Source organism: Fodinicola feengrottensis (genome assembly GCF_039530045.1).
In the GTDB taxonomy this organism is placed as follows: domain Bacteria; phylum Actinomycetota; class Actinomycetes; order Mycobacteriales; family HKI-0501; genus Fodinicola; species Fodinicola feengrottensis.
In genome coordinates, this window is the sequence record NZ_BAAANY010000020.1 from 19,775 (window position 1) to 40,277 (window position 20,503).

Annotated in this window: 20 protein-coding genes; 10 read left to right on the plus strand and 10 right to left on the minus strand. The window is 68.5% G+C overall.

All coding sequences use genetic code 11. The features are described from left to right. Positions 1 to 16: 16 nt before the first annotated feature. A complete protein-coding gene (locus tag ABD301_RS24150) occupies positions 17 to 448 on the plus strand; it encodes a MerR family DNA-binding transcriptional regulator (protein ID WP_163569681.1) in 432 nt (143 codons plus the stop codon). 243 nt (positions 449 to 691) lie between these two features. Here the strand turns inward: ABD301_RS24150 and ABD301_RS24155 are convergent, their stop codons facing one another. From ABD301_RS24155 to ABD301_RS24165, 3 genes are all read right to left on the minus strand, one after another. After that, positions 692 to 2,155 (minus strand): FAD-binding protein, encoded by a 1,464-nt coding sequence (locus ABD301_RS24155; protein WP_344312758.1) that lies wholly within the window; start codon positions 2,153 to 2,155, stop codon positions 692 to 694. Between the two features lie 132 nt (positions 2,156 to 2,287). Further along, positions 2,288 to 3,460: an N-acetylmuramoyl-L-alanine amidase gene (locus tag ABD301_RS24160; RefSeq protein WP_163569596.1), complete on the minus strand. Its 1,173-nt coding sequence runs from the start codon at positions 3,458 to 3,460 to the stop codon at positions 2,288 to 2,290. 116 nt (positions 3,461 to 3,576) lie between these two features. Next, a complete protein-coding gene (locus ABD301_RS24165; RefSeq protein WP_344312759.1) occupies positions 3,577 to 4,341 on the minus strand; it encodes a helix-turn-helix domain-containing protein in 765 nt (254 codons plus the stop codon). Here ABD301_RS24165 and ABD301_RS24170 point away from each other — a divergent pair. Then, positions 4,340 to 5,698, plus strand: coding sequence for a M20/M25/M40 family metallo-hydrolase (locus ABD301_RS24170; protein ID WP_344312761.1), 1,359 nt, complete (start codon positions 4,340 to 4,342; stop codon positions 5,696 to 5,698). The two genes, ABD301_RS24165 and ABD301_RS24170, sit on opposite strands and share 2 nt — an antisense overlap. A gap of 7 nt (positions 5,699 to 5,705) precedes the next feature. Here ABD301_RS24170 and ABD301_RS24175 read toward each other — a convergent pair whose 3' ends face one another. Continuing rightward, positions 5,706 to 6,914 (minus strand): MFS transporter, encoded by a 1,209-nt coding sequence (locus tag ABD301_RS24175; protein WP_344312762.1) that lies wholly within the window; start codon positions 6,912 to 6,914, stop codon positions 5,706 to 5,708. A gap of 64 nt (positions 6,915 to 6,978) precedes the next feature. Next, on the minus strand, positions 6,979 to 7,362 hold the full coding sequence (locus tag ABD301_RS24180; RefSeq protein ID WP_344312763.1) for a PIN domain-containing protein: 384 nt from the start codon (positions 7,360 to 7,362) through the stop codon (positions 6,979 to 6,981). Positions 7,363 to 7,411: 49 nt separating this feature from the next. On the opposite strand from ABD301_RS24180, the gene ABD301_RS24185 reads away from it, so the two are divergent. After that, complete coding sequence (locus tag ABD301_RS24185) at positions 7,412 to 8,059, plus strand: hypothetical protein (protein WP_344312764.1); 648 nt, start codon at positions 7,412 to 7,414, stop codon at positions 8,057 to 8,059. Positions 8,060 to 8,124: 65 nt separating this feature from the next. Here the strand turns inward: ABD301_RS24185 and ABD301_RS24190 are convergent, their stop codons facing one another. Next, entirely contained in the window at positions 8,125 to 8,325 is a 201-nt protein-coding gene (locus ABD301_RS24190; protein ID WP_163569593.1) for a DUF5703 family protein, read from the minus strand. A 189-nt stretch (positions 8,326 to 8,514) separates the two neighbouring features. After that, a complete protein-coding gene (locus ABD301_RS24195; protein ID WP_344312765.1) occupies positions 8,515 to 9,471 on the minus strand; it encodes an aldo/keto reductase in 957 nt (318 codons plus the stop codon). A 128-nt stretch (positions 9,472 to 9,599) separates the two neighbouring features. Between ABD301_RS24195 and ABD301_RS24200 the strand changes: the two genes are divergently transcribed. From ABD301_RS24200 to ABD301_RS24220, 5 genes are read left to right on the plus strand one after another with little or no spacing between them, the layout of a single operon-like run. Continuing rightward, entirely contained in the window at positions 9,600 to 10,649 is a 1,050-nt protein-coding gene (locus ABD301_RS24200) for an LLM class F420-dependent oxidoreductase (RefSeq protein ID WP_344312766.1), read from the plus strand. Continuing rightward, complete coding sequence (locus ABD301_RS24205) at positions 10,646 to 11,572, plus strand: undecaprenyl-diphosphate phosphatase (RefSeq protein ID WP_344312767.1); 927 nt, start codon at positions 10,646 to 10,648, stop codon at positions 11,570 to 11,572. Before ABD301_RS24200 ends, ABD301_RS24205 begins: the two co-directional genes overlap by 4 nt. A gap of 33 nt (positions 11,573 to 11,605) precedes the next feature. Further along, positions 11,606 to 12,346: a histidine phosphatase family protein gene (locus ABD301_RS24210; RefSeq protein WP_344312768.1), complete on the plus strand. Its 741-nt coding sequence runs from the start codon at positions 11,606 to 11,608 to the stop codon at positions 12,344 to 12,346. A gap of 9 nt (positions 12,347 to 12,355) precedes the next feature. Continuing rightward, entirely contained in the window at positions 12,356 to 12,955 is a 600-nt protein-coding gene (locus tag ABD301_RS24215; RefSeq protein ID WP_344312770.1) for a DUF3090 domain-containing protein, read from the plus strand. A 52-nt stretch (positions 12,956 to 13,007) separates the two neighbouring features. Continuing rightward, positions 13,008 to 13,793, plus strand: coding sequence for an SCO1664 family protein (locus ABD301_RS24220; protein ID WP_344312771.1), 786 nt, complete (start codon positions 13,008 to 13,010; stop codon positions 13,791 to 13,793). Positions 13,794 to 13,802: 9 nt separating this feature from the next. On the opposite strand, the gene ABD301_RS24225 is transcribed toward ABD301_RS24220, so the two are convergent. Beyond that, positions 13,803 to 15,428, minus strand: a complete 1,626-nt coding sequence (locus ABD301_RS24225) for a glycoside hydrolase family 10-like protein (protein ID WP_344312773.1) — start codon at positions 15,426 to 15,428, stop codon at positions 13,803 to 13,805. Positions 15,429 to 15,613: 185 nt separating this feature from the next. Then, a complete protein-coding gene (locus ABD301_RS24230) occupies positions 15,614 to 16,921 on the minus strand; it encodes an FAD-binding oxidoreductase (protein WP_344312774.1) in 1,308 nt (435 codons plus the stop codon). Positions 16,922 to 17,017: 96 nt separating this feature from the next. On the opposite strand from ABD301_RS24230, the gene ABD301_RS24235 reads away from it, so the two are divergent. Continuing rightward, positions 17,018 to 17,941 (plus strand): LysR family transcriptional regulator, encoded by a 924-nt coding sequence (locus ABD301_RS24235; RefSeq protein WP_163572868.1) that lies wholly within the window; start codon positions 17,018 to 17,020, stop codon positions 17,939 to 17,941. Here ABD301_RS24235 and ABD301_RS24240 read toward each other — a convergent pair. Next, entirely contained in the window at positions 17,893 to 18,603 is a 711-nt protein-coding gene (locus tag ABD301_RS24240; RefSeq protein ID WP_344312776.1) for a FadR/GntR family transcriptional regulator, read from the minus strand. The two genes, ABD301_RS24235 and ABD301_RS24240, sit on opposite strands and share 49 nt — an antisense overlap. 239 nt (positions 18,604 to 18,842) lie before the next feature. Here ABD301_RS24240 and ABD301_RS24245 point away from each other — a divergent pair, with 239 nt between their 5' ends. Continuing rightward, positions 18,843 to 20,480: an amidohydrolase gene (locus ABD301_RS24245; protein WP_344312777.1), complete on the plus strand. Its 1,638-nt coding sequence runs from the start codon at positions 18,843 to 18,845 to the stop codon at positions 20,478 to 20,480. The last annotated feature ends 23 nt before the right edge of the window (positions 20,481 to 20,503 follow it).

Consider the following 20,503-nt stretch of genomic DNA (forward strand, 5'->3'; position numbering starts at 1 on the left):
TTGTGAGGACGGCGACATGAAGATCGGCGAACTGGCTCGCCGCACCGGTGTCAGCGTTCGGGCGTTGCGCTATTACCAGGAGCAGGGCCTGCTGGCGCCCACCCGCGACGCGAACGGCTACCGTTGTTTCGCCGCCTCGGACGTGTCACGGGTGGCGACCATTCAGCTGCTTTTTTCGACCGGCATGAGGAGCAGTTGCGTTATCGAAGCCCTGCCGTGCATGACCGGCGCTACCGACGATGCCGCCCCCGCGCTGGTGAAGAACCTGCTTGTTGTCCGTGAGCGGCTGGTATCGGACATCCAGCACCGGACCCGCTCCCTGGCCGTACTAGAGCGAGTACTGGCCTCAGCCATCCCCGATTCAGGTCCCGCGCCGGTATTTGAGGGCGGCTATGACGATTGCATTGTGCGTACGACGACACCAAGGACTGCGTTGCCGTCGAAATAGCCACCGCGCCGGGAGCCGAAGCTCGTTCCTTGCCGTTGCATCGGTAGACGATCTCGCCGTCGCAGGCGCCGGTACGGGGAGCGACGAAGCTGACAAGGCGATCGGCGACGGCGTTCAGGGCTGTGCGCATAGGTCGTATCCTTTCGCTCGTGGACCTGGAAAGGTGCGACTGGGGAGATGGATGCCCCAGTCGCACCGAACCGTCGTACAATGCCGCTTCAGATCCGCTTCACCGATGTTCCGCTAAAACGGCAGGTCTTGGCCGAACACTCCAGGACCAGGTGTCAGCAATCCAGCAGGGTCCGACTTTTCCTTCAACGCCACCAACTCCGGCCAGCGATCGCCGTAATGGCGGGTCCAGTCGGTTCGATCAAAATCAACCGACTCGATCGGATAGCGCCGGCCTCCCAGCGCACGCGCCTTGTCGTAAAGGTGCCTGTTCCGCCGGACCATCTCGTGACCGAACGCCACGTCGCCGACCGCGCCGGAGGTCATCAAGGTGAAGAGATAAACCCAGTCGCTGCCATCTTCGTCGGCCAGCCGCAGCGACGGCCGGGTCAGCTTCGAGCGCCGGTGGACGTACATCAGCACGAATCCAGCGTCCCCGACATCGGGTGGCCGCAAGGACGGCACGACATCTCGTACGTACGCCTCAATGGTCGACTCCGGCAGCCACAACGTCACCCACGGCTTGATCCGGTTGTCCCAGTCGAGCGCCTCGCGCAGCTGGTCGACGGCGACGTCGATGCGGGTGACGTGCGAGAGATAATCGTTCTCGGTCACCACGGCGCGGTCCGGTAGCTGCGTCAGGCCGCGCAGCAAATGGGCGTCGTCCGGTGGATTATCCGTGTCGTAGAAGGTGAACGCGTTGAGGTGGTAGGTCTCCCCGTGCTCACCGGGACGCCACCAGTCGCCATAGATCTCGGTGATTTCCCCACGGCGTACCAATGTCCGGACGTCCTCGAAGAAAGCCGACGGATCGGTGTAGGACAGCTCGTGTCCCCGTACGTTCGTGGGCGCGGCGACCAGTCGTACGGTCGCTTCGGTGATGATGCCGAACTGACCGAGTCCGCCCAGCACCGCCTCGAAAAGCTCGCGGCGATGGCTGGCCGAGCACCGGACCAGTTCCCCGGTGCCGGTGACGACCTCGAGCTCCAGCACACTGTCGACCTGTGCGCCGGTCTGGTACGCCGGTGGGATGCCGCCGAGCGACAGCGTGCCACCCATCGTGAGTCCGATATAACCGGTCAACGCCGGCGGTGTCAGGCTACGTGGGTGCGCTGCCCTGGTCAGTTCGAGCCAGGTCGTGCCGGCGCCGACGACGGCGTGGTCGGCGCCGATCGTCCGGATGCCGGCCAGCGATCGGCTCTCGATCAGCAGGCCGTTTACCAGGCCCTGGCCGTTCGTCGTGTTCGCCAGCCCACGAGCGGCGACTGGGATCCGGTGCCGCCGGCAGAACCGGATCATCTTCTGTACGTCAGTGACTGAGCCCGGCCGCAGCACCGCGTGCGGCAGCTGGGTCAGATAGCGACCGGCGTCCTGCGAGTCCTGCCGCCGCGTCGGATCGTCGAGGTGGACAGTGCCGTCAAGTGGCGGCAGCGCCTGCACTCCGGGGCCATCGCTGGCCCAAGCACGCGCGCCCGGATCGAATCCGGCTACCAAGGCACCGATTCCCAGCGCTGCGAGGACATGGCGGCGACTCCCCATCGGCTCGCTCCCGGTTTCGCTTGACTGGGCGCGAACTTTACCCGTTTCGGTCGCCTCAACCCAGGTTTGGCGCAGTGTTGGGACCCTCCGGCGGCCTCGTACGGCGGCCGAACGGCGCCTTGTCGGTGAAGCTCAGATCCCCTGGATGGCGCGGGAGGCGAGGTCTCGGATGTTCTGGATGGCCCGCATGCCGCCGTCGCCGGGGCAGTCGGTGTTGCTGGTCTGCCGGTGCGGCCAGACGGACGGCAGGACGACGGTCACTTCGTGGCGGTACATGGTGTTCGGGCCGCCGGTCATGCTGATGGAGCCGTGGGCGTCCCGGTCGTACATGCCGAGTTTCCAGCCGAGCCAGGTGGCCGCGGTGTCGCGCATGATCTGCGGTACGTCGTCCTTGACGAAGCTGCCGAGCATGGAGATGCCGCCGGACCGGTAGTTGAAGCCGCCGGCATGCGCGCCGATGACCGGCCGGTCGATGCCGCCGTAGCGGCCCTCCCAGAGCCGGCCGAACTTGTCGACGAGGGCGTTGTAGCCGATATCGCCCCACCCTCTGGTGATCGAGTGGAAGTGATAAATGGACCGCAGGATGGCTGGTACGTCGTCGGCCGTGTAGTCGTTGGACGTCTCGGTGTGGTGCAGGCAGGTGGCCTGGAGGGTGTCCGAATACTCCGGTTTCCAGTGCATCTGCGTCTCGTCGGCCTTCCAGGTCGCCCGGCTGAGTACGTCCGGGCGAGTGGCCTTGTCCATCAGGTGCGGTCGCTGGCTGACCTGGTGATCGGAGGCCAGCCGGGCCGGGTTGACCAGGGCCAGCCGGATATCCCGCGGCGAGCGGGCGCCAGAGCCGGAGACGACGACCTCGATGCCGCGGGCGTTGCCGGTCCACAGCGGCTCGGTGCCGGTCCGCTCGCGGGCGGCGGTGTCGAAGGCGTCGTCGACACCGATGGCCTGCCAGCCGGACCAGCGACCGGCGGCGTCGATCGTACGAGCGGCGACGGAGACCTCGCCGGCGTAGAGCTCGGTGGGCTTCTCCGCCGCCCAAGTGAGCCCCAACAACGCGAAAGGCGGGATGTCCTGGGAGCGGTACCGTACCGACCGGACCTCGGCGGCGGACCGCATGAGCCGCATCTTCGGCGCCTCGCCGGCCGTCGGTACGCCGGCGGGCACTCCGGTGCTGGCCGTCAGGCCGGCTGCCGGCCGGTCCAGGTGGCCGAACTCGACCTCGTGAGCGCTGGTCGCGGGCGTGGGCGGCGGGCTGGCCGCGGCCGGGCGGGCGGCGCCGGCCACCGCGAACGGCGCCAGCGCCGCCATCGATAAGACGCTCCGTCGTTTCATCTGATCCCCCAGAACTCTCAGAGTGACTTGGGGGAGTATGTCCGATATAAGCCTTCTGTGGCTAGAGTGAAAGATGAGAAAGTCTAGCTGAGCTACGTGTTCACCGAGATGCGGTCCGCCTCGATGATCAGCTCTGCCAGCTCGGTGAGCTCGGTTTCGGTGAGGACGGCCAGGCAGCCGGCGAACGCGACGCTGGTGGTCTCCTCAGCCGCGTTCCAGCGTCGCTGGAAGTCCGGTACGGTGCTGGCCCGGCGCTGCAGCTGCTCGATTTCTTCCGGCCGCCAGTCCGTTTGCCGCAGCCGCGGCAGCCCGCCGGTCGGGTCACCGATAACGGCGATCGGTATGTCCAGACCCGCGGCCCGCAGCGCCGCGAAGTGCAGGCCGCCGCGCAGCTCCCTGAGCAGCATCAACGCGTATCCGGCGCGTCCTGGGCCGGCCGCCGGCCGGTGGGCGGCCCGCCAGCCGGCGAACAGCGGCAGCGCGGTGCTCTCGGCCCGGTCGATGACCTTCTCGGCCACCTCCACCACCTGGTCGGCGCGCTCCAGCCCGCTCAGCGCCTCGGCACCCCAGGACGTACAAGCACCGGCGTACGCGGACACCGCGGCAGCCGCCGGAAAGGCCGCGGTCTCCGCCCAGATCCGCTCGACCAGCCAGTGCGGGAAAATCCCGAGCAGGCTGGTCGCCACCGGCGAGGGCACCTCCCCGACCGCCCCGATCCGGCCGCGGAAGTAGAGCCCGGTGGTCGGAATCAGCTGCGCCCGCGCCGCGGTTGCCAGCTGATCGCCGGTCATGAAACGGCCGCCCACCCTGACCAGCGAGGCGGCCGTGGAGCGGGACACGTCCAGGGTGATCGACATGCCGACATGGTCGCAGGTCCGGCATGCCAGGATCGAGGGCATGCCGAACACCGTCACCGCCGAGGACGAGGTTGTCGACCTGTGTCGCGACCTGATCCGGATAGACACCAGCAACACCGGGGACACCGCCACCAGCGCGGGGGAGCGGGTCGCCGCCGAGTACGTGGCGGAGAAGCTCTCCGAGGTGGGCCTGGAGGTCACCCTCAGCGAAAGTGAACCGACTCGGGCGAGCGTGGTGACCCGGCTGACCGGCGCGGATTCCTCGAGACCAGCGCTGTTGCTGCACGGCCACCTCGACGTTGTACCAGCGCAGGCCGCCGACTGGCGGCAGCCGCCGTTCGCCGGCGAGATCACCGACGACGGCTACCTGTGGGGCCGTGGCGCGGTGGACATGAAGGACATGGACGCGATGATCCTGGCGCTGGTACGCCAGTGGCGCCGGGACGGCTGGACCCCGCCGCGGGACATCGTGATCGCTTTCTTCGCCGACGAGGAGGCTGGCAGCACGTACGGCGCCCACCACTTGGTCGACACGCGGCCCGAACTCTTCGACGGAGTCACCGAAGCGATCAGCGAGGTCGGCGGTTTCAGCGTCAGCCTGGACTCCGACCGGCGGCTCTATCCCATCCAGGGCGCCGAAAAAGGCATCGGCTGGATGAAGCTGACGGCCACCGGCCGGGCCGGGCACGGCTCGTTCCTGCACGAGGACAACGCGGTCACCACGCTCGCCGAAGCGGTGGCCCGGATCGGCCGGCACCGGTTCCCGCTGCAGATAACGGACACCGTCGAGGCATTTCTCCGGGCCGCCGCGGCGGAGCTGGGCATCGAGGTGGACCTGGACAATCCCGAGCTGACCGTGGACAAGCTCGGCCCCATCAGCAGGATCGTCGGCGCCACCCTGCGCAACACCGCGAACCCGACGATGCTTTCGGCCGGTTACAAGGCAAACGTCATCCCCGGCAAGGCCGAAGCGGTCGTCGACGGCCGCTTCCTGCCCGGCACGCAGGAGGAGTTCGAGCGGATCATCGACGAACTCGCCGGCCCGGACGTGACCCGCGAGTGGATCAGCTGCCAGCAGGCGCTGGAGTTCCCGTTCGAGGGCGCGCTGGTCGACGCGATGGGCGCGGCGCTGATCGCCGAGGACCCTGGCGCGCGGCCCGTCCCGTACATGCTCTCCGGTGGCACCGACGGCAAGGCGCTGCACCGCCTCGGCATTCGCTCGTACGGCTTCGCGCCGCTGAAACTGCCCGCGGACCTGGACTTCGCGTCACTGTTCCACGCCGTCGATGAGCGCGTACCCACCGAGGCGCTGAAGTTCGGCGTACGGGTTCTGCGCCGGCTGGTCGAGAACTCCTGAGGACTGCTCAGGTGGCCTCGATGGTCGGCTTCAGGCGCGCCCAGGCGAGGGTGGCGGGGACCGAGATGAAGAGCCCCGCGAAGGCCAGCGCGGCGATCGTGATCGCGCTGGAGCCGATCAGCTGAGCGACGGCACCGCCGGCCGCGATGCCCAGGCCCTGCGACACCCGCAGGCCGGTACGGAAAACGCCGTTGGTGCCGCCCCGGAACTCCGGTGGCGTCCACGTGCTGACCGCGGAGATCACCGAGATGTGGTACGCGCCGGTGGCGCCGGCCACCACGAGCAGGATCAGTGCGACCGGCAGGCTTGGCCTGATGAAGAAGAGCACCAGGGTCGTGAGCGACGCCGTACACAGGATCCCGACCATCCGCAGCCGCGTCTGAGCGTGAAAGAACCTGGACAGCACGTACGCACCGAGAATGAACCCGAGCGGGTCGGCGGCGAGCAGCCAGCCGACCGCGGCCCTGCCGGCGTGCAGTTCGTCGGCCAGTGGCGCGGCCAGGCCCTCGGCGATCACCGCCAGCCCCACCAGCCACGACAGGATGAACATCACCCGCATCCGCGGCTGCTTGAAGACCCAGCCGCTGGAGGCGAACCAGCTGGTGAACTGGCCGCCTGGCGAAGGTCGCGGGGAGAGCAGGAACCACACCGTCAGGGCGGCGAGTACGCAGGTCGCCGCATCGATCGCGAGCGCGGGGGACGTACCGATGGCGGCGATCAGCAGACCGCCGCCGGCCAGTCCGACGAGCTGGATCGTGTTGTTGCTGATCTGCCGGAGATCCTGCGATCGGACGTACGTCTCGTCGCCCTCGATGACCTCCCGGGCCAGCGCGTTCTGGGCGGCGTTGGCCGGCGCCAGCAGGAACTGGGTCAACACGACCAGGACACACAGCACCACCAGCGGCATGCCCGGGACCGCCATCAGCCCCACGCAGACGGCTTGGCCGCACGAGCTGACCACGAGGACCGTACGGCGGGGGAACCGGTCGGCGATCTGGGACAGTCCGAGGCCGCCGGCGAGCGCTGGTAGGAAGGTCAGTGCGAAGACCCCGGCCGCCCACAGGGCCGAGCCGGTCCGCGAGTAGACGAGCACCATCAGGGCGACCTTGGCGAGCTGGTCGCCGGCGGTGGACTGCGACTCTGCCAGCCAGAGCGCGCGGAATTCTCTATTGCCCAGGACATCGCGCATGCGCGGCCGGGTGAGGACAGTGGTCACCTGCGCACGTTCTCACGTTGTAAACGGAACGTTGAAGCATTTGTTGAGATGGGCAAGTAATCCTTTACACAGCGTCCAGCTGCGACCACAGCCAGCTGGGGGACTCGGTCTCGGCGCCCACCGCGTGGACCCGCTCTCGCAGTGCCCGGTCGGCGGTGACGACCACGGTCGGGCCGACGCTGGCGGACGCTTCCGCGCGCTCGACGATGGTGTCGTCGCCAGAACCGGGCGCGGCGAGCACGTACACGTCGCCGCGGTCGTCCTCGGCGACCGGGCGGGCGGCGCCTTCGACGACCAAGATCACACCGCTGACTCCCTCGGGTTGGTCGGCGATCCAGTCCTCCAGGTGATCGCGCAGGCGGCGGGCCGCGCCCACCCGGTCCTTCCACCAGCCGTCCGGCCGCGACCCCACCACGTTCGCTCCGTCGACCACGACAATCCGTTCCATCGCGATAGGGTCGCAGGTTCCCCCGCAACCCGGCAGGAAGGGCCTCGGAGTGAGCGAATTCAGCGATGATCTCGATGTGGCACTGGAGCGCGTCATCCACGCGTCGAAGGTGCACCTGGACGCTGTGCGGTCCGGCCACGAGCCGGCGATCGCGGAGGCTTTCAGCGAGCTCGCCGCCGCGTCGGAGGTCTACGGCGCCCGGCTGCGGTCCGCCACCGGCGAGGTGACTCCCTGGCGGCCCGTACGCGCCTCCCGGCGCAAGCCCGACCCGGCGACGCTGGTGCACGACGGCATGACCGTCTCGGTTCGCAAGCGCCGCGACTACACGGTCCCGAACGTGGATGACCTGCTCGCCGCCGCCACCGACATTCGCAACGACACCTTCTCGGCCGGCGGTGCGGACGTGCACTGGTCCGACCTGGACGCGGACATCTCGGACGTGGGCGAGGCGATTTACGAGCTGCTGCAGGCCGCCGACGGCTCGCTGGCCGGGCTGGACATCCCAGAGCTGTGGGCCGGCGCCGGCCTGATCATGGTCAACGCGGTGCCGCGGCCATTGGACCTGACAGAAGACGACGACCAGGAGGACCTTCCGTTCCTGCTGGGCCGCCGTACGGCCGTACTCATGCGCATCGACGAGCAGGTCCAGCCGGCCGATCCGGAACAGCGGGACCCGTTCGACGACGACGGCGCGTGACCGCTCGCGTGGACATCAAAAGACCGGCCGCTGTCGGCGTGGGCAGCGACCTCAACCTCAGGCTGTCAGGTGGACAGTCCGGGTTGCAACGGGCTCGTACGCCGCCGCCGGAGCAGGACCTGGCGGGTCCCGTCCGCGAACAACCGCAACCGCGCCAGCTCCCAGCCGGAGAACTCGGCCTGGATCGCCAACTGGGTCTGCGCCGTCGCGGTGTCCGTATGAGGCGGAATCCGCAGCGGGGCGTACTCGTAGTCGGGTGGAGGCACGCTTCCATCCTGCCTGTTAACCGCCCGATCGTCTCCCCGACACCGGCAGTTTTTCGGTCAAGAGAGCCCATCCAGCGATCCGCCGTCGCCGCGGAATCGGACATTTCATCGCTCCAGGGGAGCGGCGCGAAAATGTCCCACCGGCCGCGAAGACTCGAATTCGGGGGCGGCATTTTCGGCGCCCAACCGTCAACCAGCGCGTACGGGTGAGGAAACGTCGTCGAGGGCCGCCGTGATCTCGGCCGGCAACGTGAGTTCCTCGGTGTCGAGGGACACCACGAGCTGTCCAGCCGTACGAGCGCCGACCACCGGCGCCACCACCCCAGGCCGGTCCCTTACCCAGGCCAGCGAGACCGCGAGCGGCGACACACCCAATCCGTCCGACGCGGTCGCGACCGCTTCCACGATGCCGGCCGAATGGTCGTCCAGGAAGCGGCCGACGAAACGGTCGAAACGGGATGAGGCAGCCCGGGAGTCGGCTGGTACGCCGCCGCGGTATTTGCCGGTGAGGACGCCACGGCCGAGCGGTGACCACGGCAGCACCCCGATGCCGGCGTCCCCGCAGGCCGGCAGCACCTCGGTCTCGGCCCCGCGAGCCAGCAGCGAGTACTCGACCTGGGCCGAGGCCAGCGGCGTACGGCCCGGCCAGGCGGCCTGCCAAGTGGCCGCCTTGGCGGTCTGCCAGCCGCTGTAGTTCGACACTCCGACATAGCGGACGCGTCCGGAGGAGACCGCGATATCGACGGCCGCGAGGGTCTCCTCCAACGGCGTACGGTCATCCCAGGCGTGCAACTGCCAGAGATCGAGATAGTCCGTGCCCAGCCGGGCCAGCGAGGCGTCCAACGCCGACAACAGGTGCCCGCGGGAGGCGTCGAACCGACGCGGATGGTCCGGGCGCGCCACCGCCTTGCTGGCCAGCACCAGCTCGGCGCGATCGATCGACTCGGTCAGCAGCTGGCCGAGAATCCGCTCGGCCGCACCACCGCCGTAGACGTTCGCGGTGTCGATCAAGGTCCCACCGGCCTCGGTGAAGACCTTGAGCTGAGCCCCCGCGTCATCGGCCCCGGTGTCGGAACCCCAGGTCATCGTGCCCAGCGCCAACCGGGACACCATCAGGCCGGTGCGGCCGAGGCTGCGCAGTTCCATGCTCGCGGACGCTACCGCCGCCCTGGTGGATCACTGTGCACCGACCCGCCATAGGCTGCACGGCGTTACCCCGCGTCCTGTTCCGGGGACGGGTTTCGCGGCCGAAGATCGGCATGAAGGAGACAAGCGTGCGGCTGGCGGTGAACCTCGGTTACTGGGGAGCCGGGAACGACGCGGGCAACCTGGCCCTCGCTCGGGAAGCCGACAAACTCGGCTATTCGGTGGTCTGGGCGGCCGAGGCGTACGGGTCGGATGTGCCCACCGTGCTCTCCTGGATCGCCGCGCAGACCAACCAGATCGACATCGGCGCCGCCGTCATGCAGATCCCGGCTCGTACGCCAGCGGCCACCGCGATGACCGCGGCCACCCTCGACACGCTGTCGGGCGGCCGGTTCCGACTCGGCCTCGGCGTGTCCGGCCCGCAGGTTTCCGAGGGCTGGCACGGCGTCCGCTTCGACCACCCGCTCGGCCGTACGCGGGAGTATGTCGACATCGTCCGGATGGCGTTGAGCCGCAAGAAGGTCCGATACGACGGCAAGCACTACCAGCTGCCCTTACCCGACGGCCCCGGCAAGGCGCTGCAGCTCACCGTGCACGGCGCCCGCCAGGACCTGCCGGTATACATCGCGTCGGTCGGCCCGAAGAACCTGGAGTTGACCGGCGAGATCGCGGACGGCTGGCTGGCGATCTTCTTCGCGCCGGACTACGCGCCCGAGTCGCTGGCCTATGTGAAGGCCGGCCGGGAAAAGGTCGGAAAGACCATGGAGGGCTTCGACGTGGTGCCGTCGATGGGCCTGGTGGTGGGCGACGACCTGGCCGCCTGCGCCGAGCCGCTCCGGCCCAACGCAGCGCTCTACATCGGCGGCATGGGCAGCCGGGAGAAGAACTTCTACAACCAACTCGCCGTACGAATGGGCTACGCGGACGCCGCCGCCAAGGTGCAGAACCTGTTCCTGGACCGCAAATATCGTGAGGCGGCCGCCGCAGTGCCGGCCGAGTTCGTCGACTCGACGTCGTTGATCGGCCCGAAAGAACGGATAGCCGAGAAGATGCAGGCGTACGCCGAGCTGGGCGTCACAACGCTCAGCATCTCGCCCTCGGGCGCGGACATGGACCAGCGGATCGCCGCGCTGCGGACCGCGGTTGAGGCACTGGACCTGGCGGGAGTGGGCGAATGATGATTCTCGCGGATGCGGTGACCGGCGACCCGGCCAACCAGCTGAACTACATCCAGGCGGTCATCCTCGGCATCGTCGAGGGGGTCACCGAGTTCCTTCCGGTTTCTTCCACCGGCCACCTCACGGTGGTCGAGAAGATCATGGGCCTGACCATCGACAACAAGGGTGTCACCGCGTTCACCGCGATCATCCAGGTCGGTGCGATCCTCGCGGCGGTCCTCTACTTCATCAAGGACATCGTCCGGATCGTCGTTGGCTTCGTCAAAGGCATCTTCTCCGCCGACGCCCGCCAGCAGTTGGAGTGGCGGTTCGGCTGGGCGATCATCGTCGGATCGATTCCGATCGCCGTCGTCGGCCTGCTCGCGAAGGACATCGTCACCGGTGCCCTGCGCAGTCTCTGGTTCGTGGCCGCCGGCCTGATCCTGTGGTCCGCGGTGATGGTCGCGGCCGAGTGGTATCACAACCGATTGACCGCGGAACCGCTGGGTCGGCACGGGCCGGACGACAGCGGTGTCCGCCATGAGGACCAGGTCACCATCATGGACGCGCTGCTCATCGGCCTCGCGCAGTGCATCGCACTGGTGCCGGGAGTGTCCCGGTCCGGTGCGACGATCTCGATCGGCCTGTTCCGGCACCTGGACCGGGTCGCGGCCACCCGCCTGTCGTTCTTCCTGGCCATCCCGGCGCTCAGCGCGGCCGGCCTGCTGGAGGCCGTGCAAGCCCGCAAGGACATCTCCGTGACCGTCGGCTGGGGACCGACGATCGTCGGGATCGTGGTGTCCTTCATCGTCGGGTACGCCTCGATCGCCTGGCTGCTGCGACTGGTCGCCAAGCACCCGATCAGCGTCTTCGTGCCGTACCGGATCGTGGTCGGCGTCGCGGTCATCCTGCTGGTCGCCACCGGCCTCGTCGCGGCCGTCTGACCGGCACCTTTTCCCGACGTAGGCTGGGCTGCGATGACAACGGTGCTGCTGGTCCGACATGGTCGTACGATCGCCAACGCGACCGCCGTGCTGGCCGGCTGGACTCCCGGCGTGACGCTGGACGAGACCGGCCAGGCGCAGGCCGCCAAGCTGGCCGAGCGGCTGTCGGTGGTGCCGTTGTCCGCGGTGGTGGCGAGCCCGCTGGAGCGGTGCCAGCAGACCGCGCAGGCCGTGGTCGGCGACCAGGCTGGCGAGCTGAAGATTCACACCGACGACCGGTTGGGTGAGTGCCGGTACGGCGACTGGACCGGTCGGCCAATCAAGGAGCTAGCCAAAGACCCGCTTTGGAAGGTCGTCCAGCAGCACCCATCGGCGGTGGTTTTTCCCGGCCTGGAAGGCGAAGCGCTGGCCGCGACGCAGGCCAGGGCGGTGGCCGCCATCCGCGAGTGGGACGTGCGGGTGCGCGAGGAGCATGGGCCGGACGCGGTGTGGATGGCGTGCAGCCACGGTGACGTGATCAAGTCCGTGCTGGCCGACGCCCTTGGCCAGCACCTGGACCTGTTCCAGCGGATCGTCGTCGACCCGTGTTCGGTGAGCGTCGTACGCTACACCGAGACCAGGCCTTTCGTGGTACGGATGAACGACACCGGCGGCGATGTCAGCGCCTTGTTGCCGCCCAAAAAGCGTCGGCGCAAGACGCGCGCCCACGAGTCGGACGCGGTGGTCGGCGGCGGCGCCGGTGCTGAGGCGACACCGCGGCCGGCCGGACAGTAGGGTTTGCGCATGCCCCGTCAGGTCTATTCCTTCGAGCCGCCGGAGCGGTTCATTGCCGGAACCGTCGGCGAGCCGGGGGATCGTACGTTCTACCTCCAGGCCAGCGGCGGTGGCCGCACTGTCAGTGTGGCGCTGGAAAAAGTCCAGGTGGCGCTGTTGGCGGAGCGGCTCGCCGAGCTGCTCGACGAAGCCCGCCGGCGGCTCGGCGCGCAGGTGCCCGACGGCGCCCCGGAGCTGGAAGACTCGGCGCCGCTGGACACTCCGATCGAGGAGGAGTTCCGGGTCGGCACATTGGGGCTGGCCTGGGAGGGCGACTCGTCGACGGTGGTGATCGAGGCGACCGCCGAGGGTGACCTACCAGAGACCGAGGCCGAGGCCGAGGAGGAGCTGGTCGAGGTCGACCCTGAGGACGACGTGAACGACCCCGACAAGGACATCGACGACACCCGGGACGTGTTGCGCGTACGGATCTCACCGGCCGCGGCCCGCGCGTTCATCAGCCGCGCGGAGCGAGTGGTGGCCGCCGGCCGCCCGGCGTGCCCGCTGTGTGGGCTGCCGTTGGACCCAGAGGGGCACATCTGCCCGCGACACAACGGATACCGGCGCTGACGCACCGAAAGCACCTCGCCTCCTGCCGCGGCGCGATGAATACTTGCTAGCGATGAACGCTGACGCCGAGGTGCTGCTGACCACTGGTGGGATCGAGATCTCCGGCCGGTTGATGGAGGCGAGCAACGCCACCCTGTTCGGAAAGGTCAGCCTCGACGGGGTGAGCTCGGACTGCGTCTACAAGCCGATCCGCGGGGAGCGGCCACTGTGGGACTTCCCAGACGGCACGCTCGCCGGCCGCGAGGTCGCCACGTACCTGCTGTCCGAGGCTTCGGGCTGGTCGCTGGTGCCGCCGACGGTGTTCCGGGACGGACCGTTCGGCCCGGGAATGTGCCAGCTCTGGATCGACTCCGCCGACGTTTCGTCACTACTGGACATCGTGCCGGCTAATGCCGTGCCAACAGGTTGGCGACGAGTTTTCGAAGGTTATTCCCCCGATGGCGACGAAGTTGTCGTTGCCCACGCCGATGACGAACGGCTGCGCCGGCTGGCGGTGCTGGACGTGGTCTCCAACAACGCCGACCGCAAGGGCGGGCATCTGCTCATTTCCGCGGACGATCGACTGTACGGCGTCGACCACGGCATTTGCTGGCACACCGACAACAAACTCCGCACCGTCCTGTGGGGCTGGGCCGGCGATCGGATCCCGGAAGAGGCACACGAGGTGCTCGAACGGCTCGAACGCGAGTTGGACGGCGACCTCGGCGAACAGCTCTGCGAGTACGTCACCGTCGAAGAGGTGCTGGCCGCCCGCCGCCGGGCCGGCCGACTGCTGCGTACCGGCCGCTTCCCGTCTCCCAAACGCGACAGCCGCGCCATTCCCTGGCCACCCTTCTAATCCGCCGGGTTAGAGCAGGATCGCTGGGATCGGTTGGCTTTCGGCGGAGAGACGGTCGACCGCACTCGCGAAATACGTGTAGGTACGGCCGACGGCCGCACTTGTGTCTACATAGGACTGGGTGCGGCCGGCGACCGGTACGACCGCGACCAGATGGGTGGCGTCGGCGAAATCGCAGCGGCTGTGGCCGGCGATGCCGTCGAACCGGTAGATCGCGTACGACCGTGGCCGCAGGCCGGCATCCCAGCCAGGGGCCCGAAGTACGAGTGTGGCGCCACCGTTTGCGCGATGTGCGGACACGATCGGCGGAACCGGTGCTGGTCGGCCGCGTCGAAGGTGGGGCATCGGCGGGGTAAGTGCCGGATGGCTGTAGTGGTCGGCGGTCAGCATGCTGGTGGCACCCAGTTTGTCAGCCCGTACGTCGACGGCGGAGAAATAGACATTTCCCTGCACCTGCGGGTATCCCTGGTCGAAGGTCAGGTGCCGGGACAGCTCGGCCGGGTCCAACCAGGCTCCCGAGGTGCCGACTTTGTACGTGGCCTCACCGATGTAGAGCTGACAGGTGGTGCCGGCCGCCACGCTTGCCCACCACGGAACGAGCTTGCTGTAGTCGGCGACCGCGAGTCCCTGATTCCAGTAGATCTGCGGGTTGATGTAGTCCAGCCACTCGTTTTTCACCCACAGTCGGGTGTCCGCGCCGATCGCGTCGTACGACTGCAGGCCGTTGGTGTCCGAGCCGCGCGGATCGGTGCTGGCATTGCGCCAGATCCCGAACGGGCTGATACCGAACTTCACCCACGGTTTGACCCGGTGGATGCGATCGCCCATTTCCTGGACCAGTCGGTTGATGTTGTCCCGCCGCCAGTCGTCAATGCTGGCGAAGCCTTTTCCGTACGTGGCGAAAGTCTGTGCGTCCGGCACGGTCTGGCCGGCGATCGGGTACGGGTAGAAATAGTCGTCGAAATGCACGCCGTCGAGGTCGTAGCGGGTGACCGCGTCCATGATCGCGTCCTGCACGAACGCACGGACTGCCGGGATTCCCGGGTTGTAGTAAAGCTTGGGCCCGTACGGGAAAACCCAGTCGGGGTGCTGCCGGGCCGGGTGGGTCGGCAGCAGTTGGTTCGGGTCGGTCTGCATGCTCACCCGGTACGGGTTGAACCAGCCGTGCAGCTCGAGATTGCGTTTGTGCGCCTCGGAAACCGCGAAGGCCAGTGGATCGTAGCCGGGGTCACCGCCCTGCTGGCCGGTGAGGTATTGCGACCAGGGCTCCAAAGGCGATGGCCAGAAAGCGTCCGCGGTTGGCCGGATCTGCAGCATCACCGCGTTCAGTCCACGATGGACGGCCAGGTCGTACCAGGCCAACAGCTCGGCCTTTTGTTGGTCAGCTGACAAACCCGGTGTGGACGGCCAGTCGATGTTCACCACGCTGGCGATCCACAGTCCACGCAGCTGGTATTTCGGTGCTCCTACCGACGGTTGGCAGGCGCCGACCGTCGGCTCGGCGGCGGCGGCCGGGCCGGCCAGGCCGGCACTCAGGGCCACCCCGCCCAGCCCGGCGCTCAAGGCGCCGAACTGGCGACGGGTCAGCCGGCCGCGCCGGCCAGCGGAGGAGTCCACGGGATTCTCGCCCGACATGCATGTCCTCATTTTTCTCGGATGAGGTGTTCTGTCGGTTGAAAATCGCCAGAAATCCGGCCGCCGCCCATCGGCCGTACGGGCAGACTGCGGCTACCGCACGGACCGAATCGGCCGAAATCCGGCTAAAACTAAAGGCCAGGTGAGGCCAGATGGCCGCGGTAGCGGGAAAATCACACTGTGTTTTACGGGATAATGTTGTTGTTGAACCGGAAGAGATTGGCTGGGTCGTAAGTTGCCTTGAGTGCGCTCAATCTTTTGTACGTGTCGGCCGCGAAAGCGGACCGCACCTGGTCCGCGCCGGTCGGGCCGAACATGAAGTTCATCGCATGACCGCTGGCAAACGGTGCCAGAGCAGCGAAAACACCGTCGAGCAGGGCGCGGCTGCCGGGATCGGACACGAGCCGCAGGACGTACCTGGCGTCGCGGTGACCAATGGCGTTGGGCGCGGAGCCGGCGATCGCGCCACCGAGATGGTTCAGCTGCACGACGGCCGACGCCTTGCCAGCCAGCTCCAGGAGTGCCTGCATCGCTGACTTGTTCAGGCCATTGAGGAAAATCCCGGTGCCGTAATATTCGTGAGGTTGTGGCGGGTCGGTGAAAATGCTGCTGGCCTGGGTAAAGGGCAGGGCGTCGAGGGTGTCCATCAGCATCGGCCCGATCTCCCGCAGCGGAGCGACCAGCCGCTCGGTGGTGGCCTTGTCCGCGATCGAGGCAATCCGGATCTGGGCCACCTCGCGACCACGGACCGGCTCGGGAATCATCGGCAGGTCAGGAAAAGGCACCACTGCGGCCGACGACGTGATCTCGTTGGGGACGGTGCTCGTCCATTGGTCGTACGCCTGGAAGACCTCGGTCGCGATGCTGGCGTCGAACGAGAGCGTGCCACCGAAAAGGTGACTGACCGGCACCAGCTCGATCTCCATCCCCGTCACCACACCGAAATTGTTGCCGCCACCGAGCAGCGCCCAGAAGAGGTCGCTCCCGGCGCTGACCTGACGCATCTCGCCATCGGCCGTGACCACCTCGAGGGTGCGTACGTGATCGGCGGCGAGACCGTACGAGCGGACCAGCACGCCAATGCCGCCGCCCAGCGTGTACGACACCGCACCGACGCTCGGCGAACTGCCGGACAGCGGGGCCAGCCCGTGCTCGGCGGCCGCGTCCACCACGGCCTTCCACCGCACCCCGGCCTCGATCCACGCGGTCCCGGCCGCCGGGTCGATCCGGAAGCCGGACATCCGGTGGGTGGTGATGAGAAGCGCGTCCTGGGCGGGGGCGGTCAGGCCGTGCCCGGTCGCTTGGACGGCGATCGGCAGGTCTCTCGCGGCGGCGAAACGAATGGCGGTGCGTACGTCCGAGGCGCTGGTCGCTCCCACGATCACGGCCGGCCGGTGCTGGCCGGCGAGCTGGAAACCGGAACGCTCGGTGTCGTAGCCGGCGTCGCCGGGGACGAAGACCGGGCCTTCGACCAGCACTGACAAGGTATTCACGAGACTGTCCTTTCGGATCGGTTACGTGTTCCAGCCTGGCGCCACTCCAGTCATACGTCCAAGAGCTAGTTCGTCTGCCAACTATCATGTTTGGTTATGGAACTCCGGCAGCTGGAATATCTCGTGGCAGTGGTCGAGGAGGCGAACTTCACCCGAGCGGCGGCCCGCCTGCATGTGGCCCAACCGGGGGTGAGCGCACAGATCAAGCAGCTCGAACGAGAACTCGGCGAGCCGCTGCTGGACCGGTCCGGTCGCCAGGTGCGACCGACCGCGGTCGGCGCCGCGGTGCTGCCGTACGCACGTGCCGCCCTGGCCGCGGTCGCCGGCGTACGGCTGGCCGTCGATGAGCTGACCGGGCTGGTACGCGGCCGGGTGACCGTCGGCACGGTCGCGCCGCTGGTGGCGCCGGTGCTGGATCTGCCAGGGCTGCTGGCCGGGTTTTATCGGCAGCATCCGGACGTGGAGATCAGCCTGTCCGAAGCGAACGCGGTCCAGCTGATCGATGAGCTGCGAACCGGGCAGATCGACCTGGCCTTCATCGCGATGGGCGACGCGACTCCGCCCGGACTCGCGGCCCACGACGTGGTGGACGAGGAGATTGTCGCGGCGGTCCGGCACGGCGACCCGCTGGCCGGCCGGGCCAGCGTGCCGCTGGCCGGTCTGCGGGACCGGGCGCTGATCTGCCTTCCGCGCGGCACGGGCGTACGTACGATCATCGAGGAGGCGTGCGCGACCGCCGGGTTCCGCCCACATGTCGCCTTCGAGGCCAGCATTCCGCCGGTGCTTGCGCAGTTGGCCGCGCACGGGCTCGGGGTGGCCCTGCTGCCGGCGTCCGCGGCCGTTTCCCGGCCGGACGAGTTGCACACCCTGAAAGTGACGCGGCCGACGATGCGCGGCCGGATCGTGCTGGCGTGGACGGCCGACGGTCCGACCAGTCCAGCTGCCCGCGCCCTGCTGGCGTACGCGCGCAGCTATCTCCCGGCGCCGGCCGAGGTCTCAGCGTCGTCAGGATCCAGCTGAACGCGGTGCAGCATGTCGTCGAGAATCTCGTTGGACTCCAGCACCGCGAGGTCGGGGTCGCTGTCCTTGATGGCGGCGACGAGCGCCGCATGGTGCACATACTCGATGTCGAGATTCGACTCCAGGGCGGTCGCCACGCTCGCGCGGATGACGTCGGTGAGGCCTAGGTGCAGCTCGGAGAGCAGCGAGTTGTGCGAGCAGCGGACGACCGCGAGGTGGAACTGGGTGTCCGACTCGGTGGCGTCCTCCCAGCGTCGATCGCTCATCGCCGCGTCCCGGCTGTCCAGCAGGGTCGCCAGCTCGGTCGCCTCGGCGTCAGTACGCTGCGTCGCGGCCAGTCGAGCGCCCTCCACCTCCAGGATCCGACGGACCTGGACGACCTCTCGCAGTTGCGTGCCGTAGAGGCGGCGCAGCGCCCCGGAGATCTCGCTGGTGGCGCGTACGAACGTGCCGTTGCCCTGGCGCACGTCCAGCAGGCCGGCATGGGAGAGCGCGCGGACGGCCTCCCGGATGGTGTTGCGGCCGACTCCGAGCGCGGCGACCAGCTCCGGCTCCGGCGGGATCCGCTCGTCCACCGGCCAGCCGCCGGAGACGATCGCCTGCCGCATCTGCTCGATGACCTGGTCCACCAAGCCGGTCCGGCGGGTAGTGGCCAAAGGCACAGTCGCATCCTCTCCCGCCAAACATCCCATGTTTGGCACCTTTGCGGCGGTGACAGACACCCCGGTATGCACCGCGTTGCCCATTGTGGGCTTCACGTTCGCCGCTGCCAACCTCCGGTCTCCCGTCCCCAGCCGGATGCTCGACAGGGGCGAGCAAGCCGGACTGGCCCAAGTGCCTCCTAGCAGGGCTGATGCGACGCGGTCTGGCCGGGTGCGCGCTCACCGTGTAAGGAGACAGGGTGCGCATCGACACGCTCTTCACGAACGGCAGATTCCGTACGCTCGACCCGTCCCGCCCGACGGCGACCAGGCTGGGGGTGGTCGCGGGCCGGGTCCTCGGGTTCGACGAAGAGCTGGACGGCGTCGTACCGGCCACCGTCGTCGACTTGGCCGGCGCGCCGGTGGTGCCCGGCTTCAACGACGCCCATCAGCACCTGTCGATGCGCGGCGCGCGGCTCACCGAGCTGGACCTTCGGGACACCGTGACCGGCAGTCTGGACGCGCTCTACGCGAAGGTGGCCGAGCGGGCCGCCACGCTGCCCGCCGGCGCCTGGATCCGCGGCTCCGGCTACGACCAGAACAAGATCGGCGCGCACCCGACCCGGTCCGCCCTGGACGCGGTGGCCGCCGGGCATCCGGTCTGGCTGGCGCACACCTCCGCGCACATGGGCGTGGTGAACACCGCCGGTTTGGCCGCGATGGGCTTCGAGCCGGGATCGGTGCCCGATGTCGCTGGCGGCACTGTCGTACGCGATGACCAGGGGCTTTCCACTGGACTCCTGACCGAGCAGGCCCAGGGGCTGGTCTACGCGGTGCTCCGGCCAGCTCCCTTCGAGGATTTCGTGGCGGCGATCGGCGCCGGCAGCAGGGTAGCCGCCGCGGAGGGCGTCACCAGCTTCACCGAGCCCGGCGTCGGTTTGGGCCGGGTGGCCGGCAACGGTACGGCCGACGTGGCAGCCTTCCAGGTGGCCCGCCAGCGGGGGCTGCTGCGCCAGCGCGCCACCCTGATGCCGGTCTCCGGTGCGCTGCACCCGGCCGGCGCCTTCGAGCCAGGCCACGACTGGTTCGGCCTCGATCTCGGTCTGCGGTCCGGCTTCGGCGACGAGTGGCTCCGGCTGGGACCGGTGAAGGTGTTCTCGGACGGCTCGCTGCTTGGCCGTACGGCCGCGATGCACGAGCCGTTCGAGAGCGAACCCGGCAATGTTGGATTCTTCCAGGATGCACAGGACGACCTGCGGGAATTCATTCTCGCAGCGCACTCGTACGGCTGGCAGGTCGCTACCCACGCGATCGGCGACCGGGCGGTCGGGTTCGTCCTGGACACGTACGAGCAAGCCCAGGCGCTGCTGCCGCGCCCGGACGCCCGGCACCGGATCGAGCACGCCGGCGTCACCACCGACGAGGACCTGGCCCGGATGGTCGCGCTCGGGGTGATCCCGGTCCCGCAAGGCCGGTTCGTGGGCGAGATTGGCGACGGCATGCTCGCGGCTCTCGGGCCGGCCCGCGCCCGGCACTGCTACCGGCTGCGGTCGTTCCTGGACGCCGGCATCACGTTGCCGGGTAGCTCCGACAGCCCGGTCGTGGACGGTTCGCCGCTGCGCGGCATCCACGACATGGTGAACCGGCGGACCGACAGCGGCGTCCCGTTCGTACCAGCGGAGGCGCTGACCGCCGAACAGGCCCTGCGCGCTTACACACACGGCTCGGCGTACGCGGTCCATGAGGAGCGGGTCAAGGGCACGTTGAGCCGCGGTAAGTTGGCCGACTTCGTCGTCCTGTCCGACGACCTGCTGGCGGTGCCGGCCACCCGGATCCGGGACCTCGGCGTCGGCGCGACCGTCGTCGGGGGCGAGGTCATCTACGACGCCAGTGCCTGAACCGCGGCCGGCGACAGCGGCCC

Bases quoted from the DNA above. Each gene is read 5' to 3' on its own strand.
- ABD301_RS24235 (WP_163572868.1), top strand. From the start codon at position 17,018: ATGGAACTCCGGCAGCTGGAATATCTCGTGGCAGTGGTCGAGGAGGCG.
- ABD301_RS24195 (WP_344312765.1), bottom strand. From the start codon at position 9,471: ATGGAACTGCGCAGCCTCGGCCGCACCGGCCTGATGGTGTCCCGGTTG.
- ABD301_RS24220 (WP_344312771.1), top strand. From the start codon at position 13,008: ATGAACGCTGACGCCGAGGTGCTGCTGACCACTGGTGGGATCGAGATC.
- ABD301_RS24170 (WP_344312761.1), top strand. From the start codon at position 4,340: ATGCCGACATGGTCGCAGGTCCGGCATGCCAGGATCGAGGGCATGCCG.
- ABD301_RS24165 (WP_344312759.1), bottom strand. From the start codon at position 4,341: ATGTCGATCACCCTGGACGTGTCCCGCTCCACGGCCGCCTCGCTGGTC.
- ABD301_RS24225 (WP_344312773.1), bottom strand. From the start codon at position 15,428: ATGTCGGGCGAGAATCCCGTGGACTCCTCCGCTGGCCGGCGCGGCCGG.
- ABD301_RS24150 (WP_163569681.1), top strand. From the start codon at position 17: ATGAAGATCGGCGAACTGGCTCGCCGCACCGGTGTCAGCGTTCGGGCG.
- ABD301_RS24180 (WP_344312763.1), bottom strand. From the start codon at position 7,362: ATGGAACGGATTGTCGTGGTCGACGGAGCGAACGTGGTGGGGTCGCGG.
- ABD301_RS24155 (WP_344312758.1), bottom strand. From the start codon at position 2,155: ATGGGGAGTCGCCGCCATGTCCTCGCAGCGCTGGGAATCGGTGCCTTG.
- ABD301_RS24160 (WP_163569596.1), bottom strand. From the start codon at position 3,460: ATGGCGGCGCTGGCGCCGTTCGCGGTGGCCGGCGCCGCCCGCCCGGCC.
- ABD301_RS24210 (WP_344312768.1), top strand. From the start codon at position 11,606: ATGACAACGGTGCTGCTGGTCCGACATGGTCGTACGATCGCCAACGCG.
- ABD301_RS24215 (WP_344312770.1), top strand. From the start codon at position 12,356: ATGCCCCGTCAGGTCTATTCCTTCGAGCCGCCGGAGCGGTTCATTGCC.
- ABD301_RS24205 (WP_344312767.1), top strand. From the start codon at position 10,646: ATGATGATTCTCGCGGATGCGGTGACCGGCGACCCGGCCAACCAGCTG.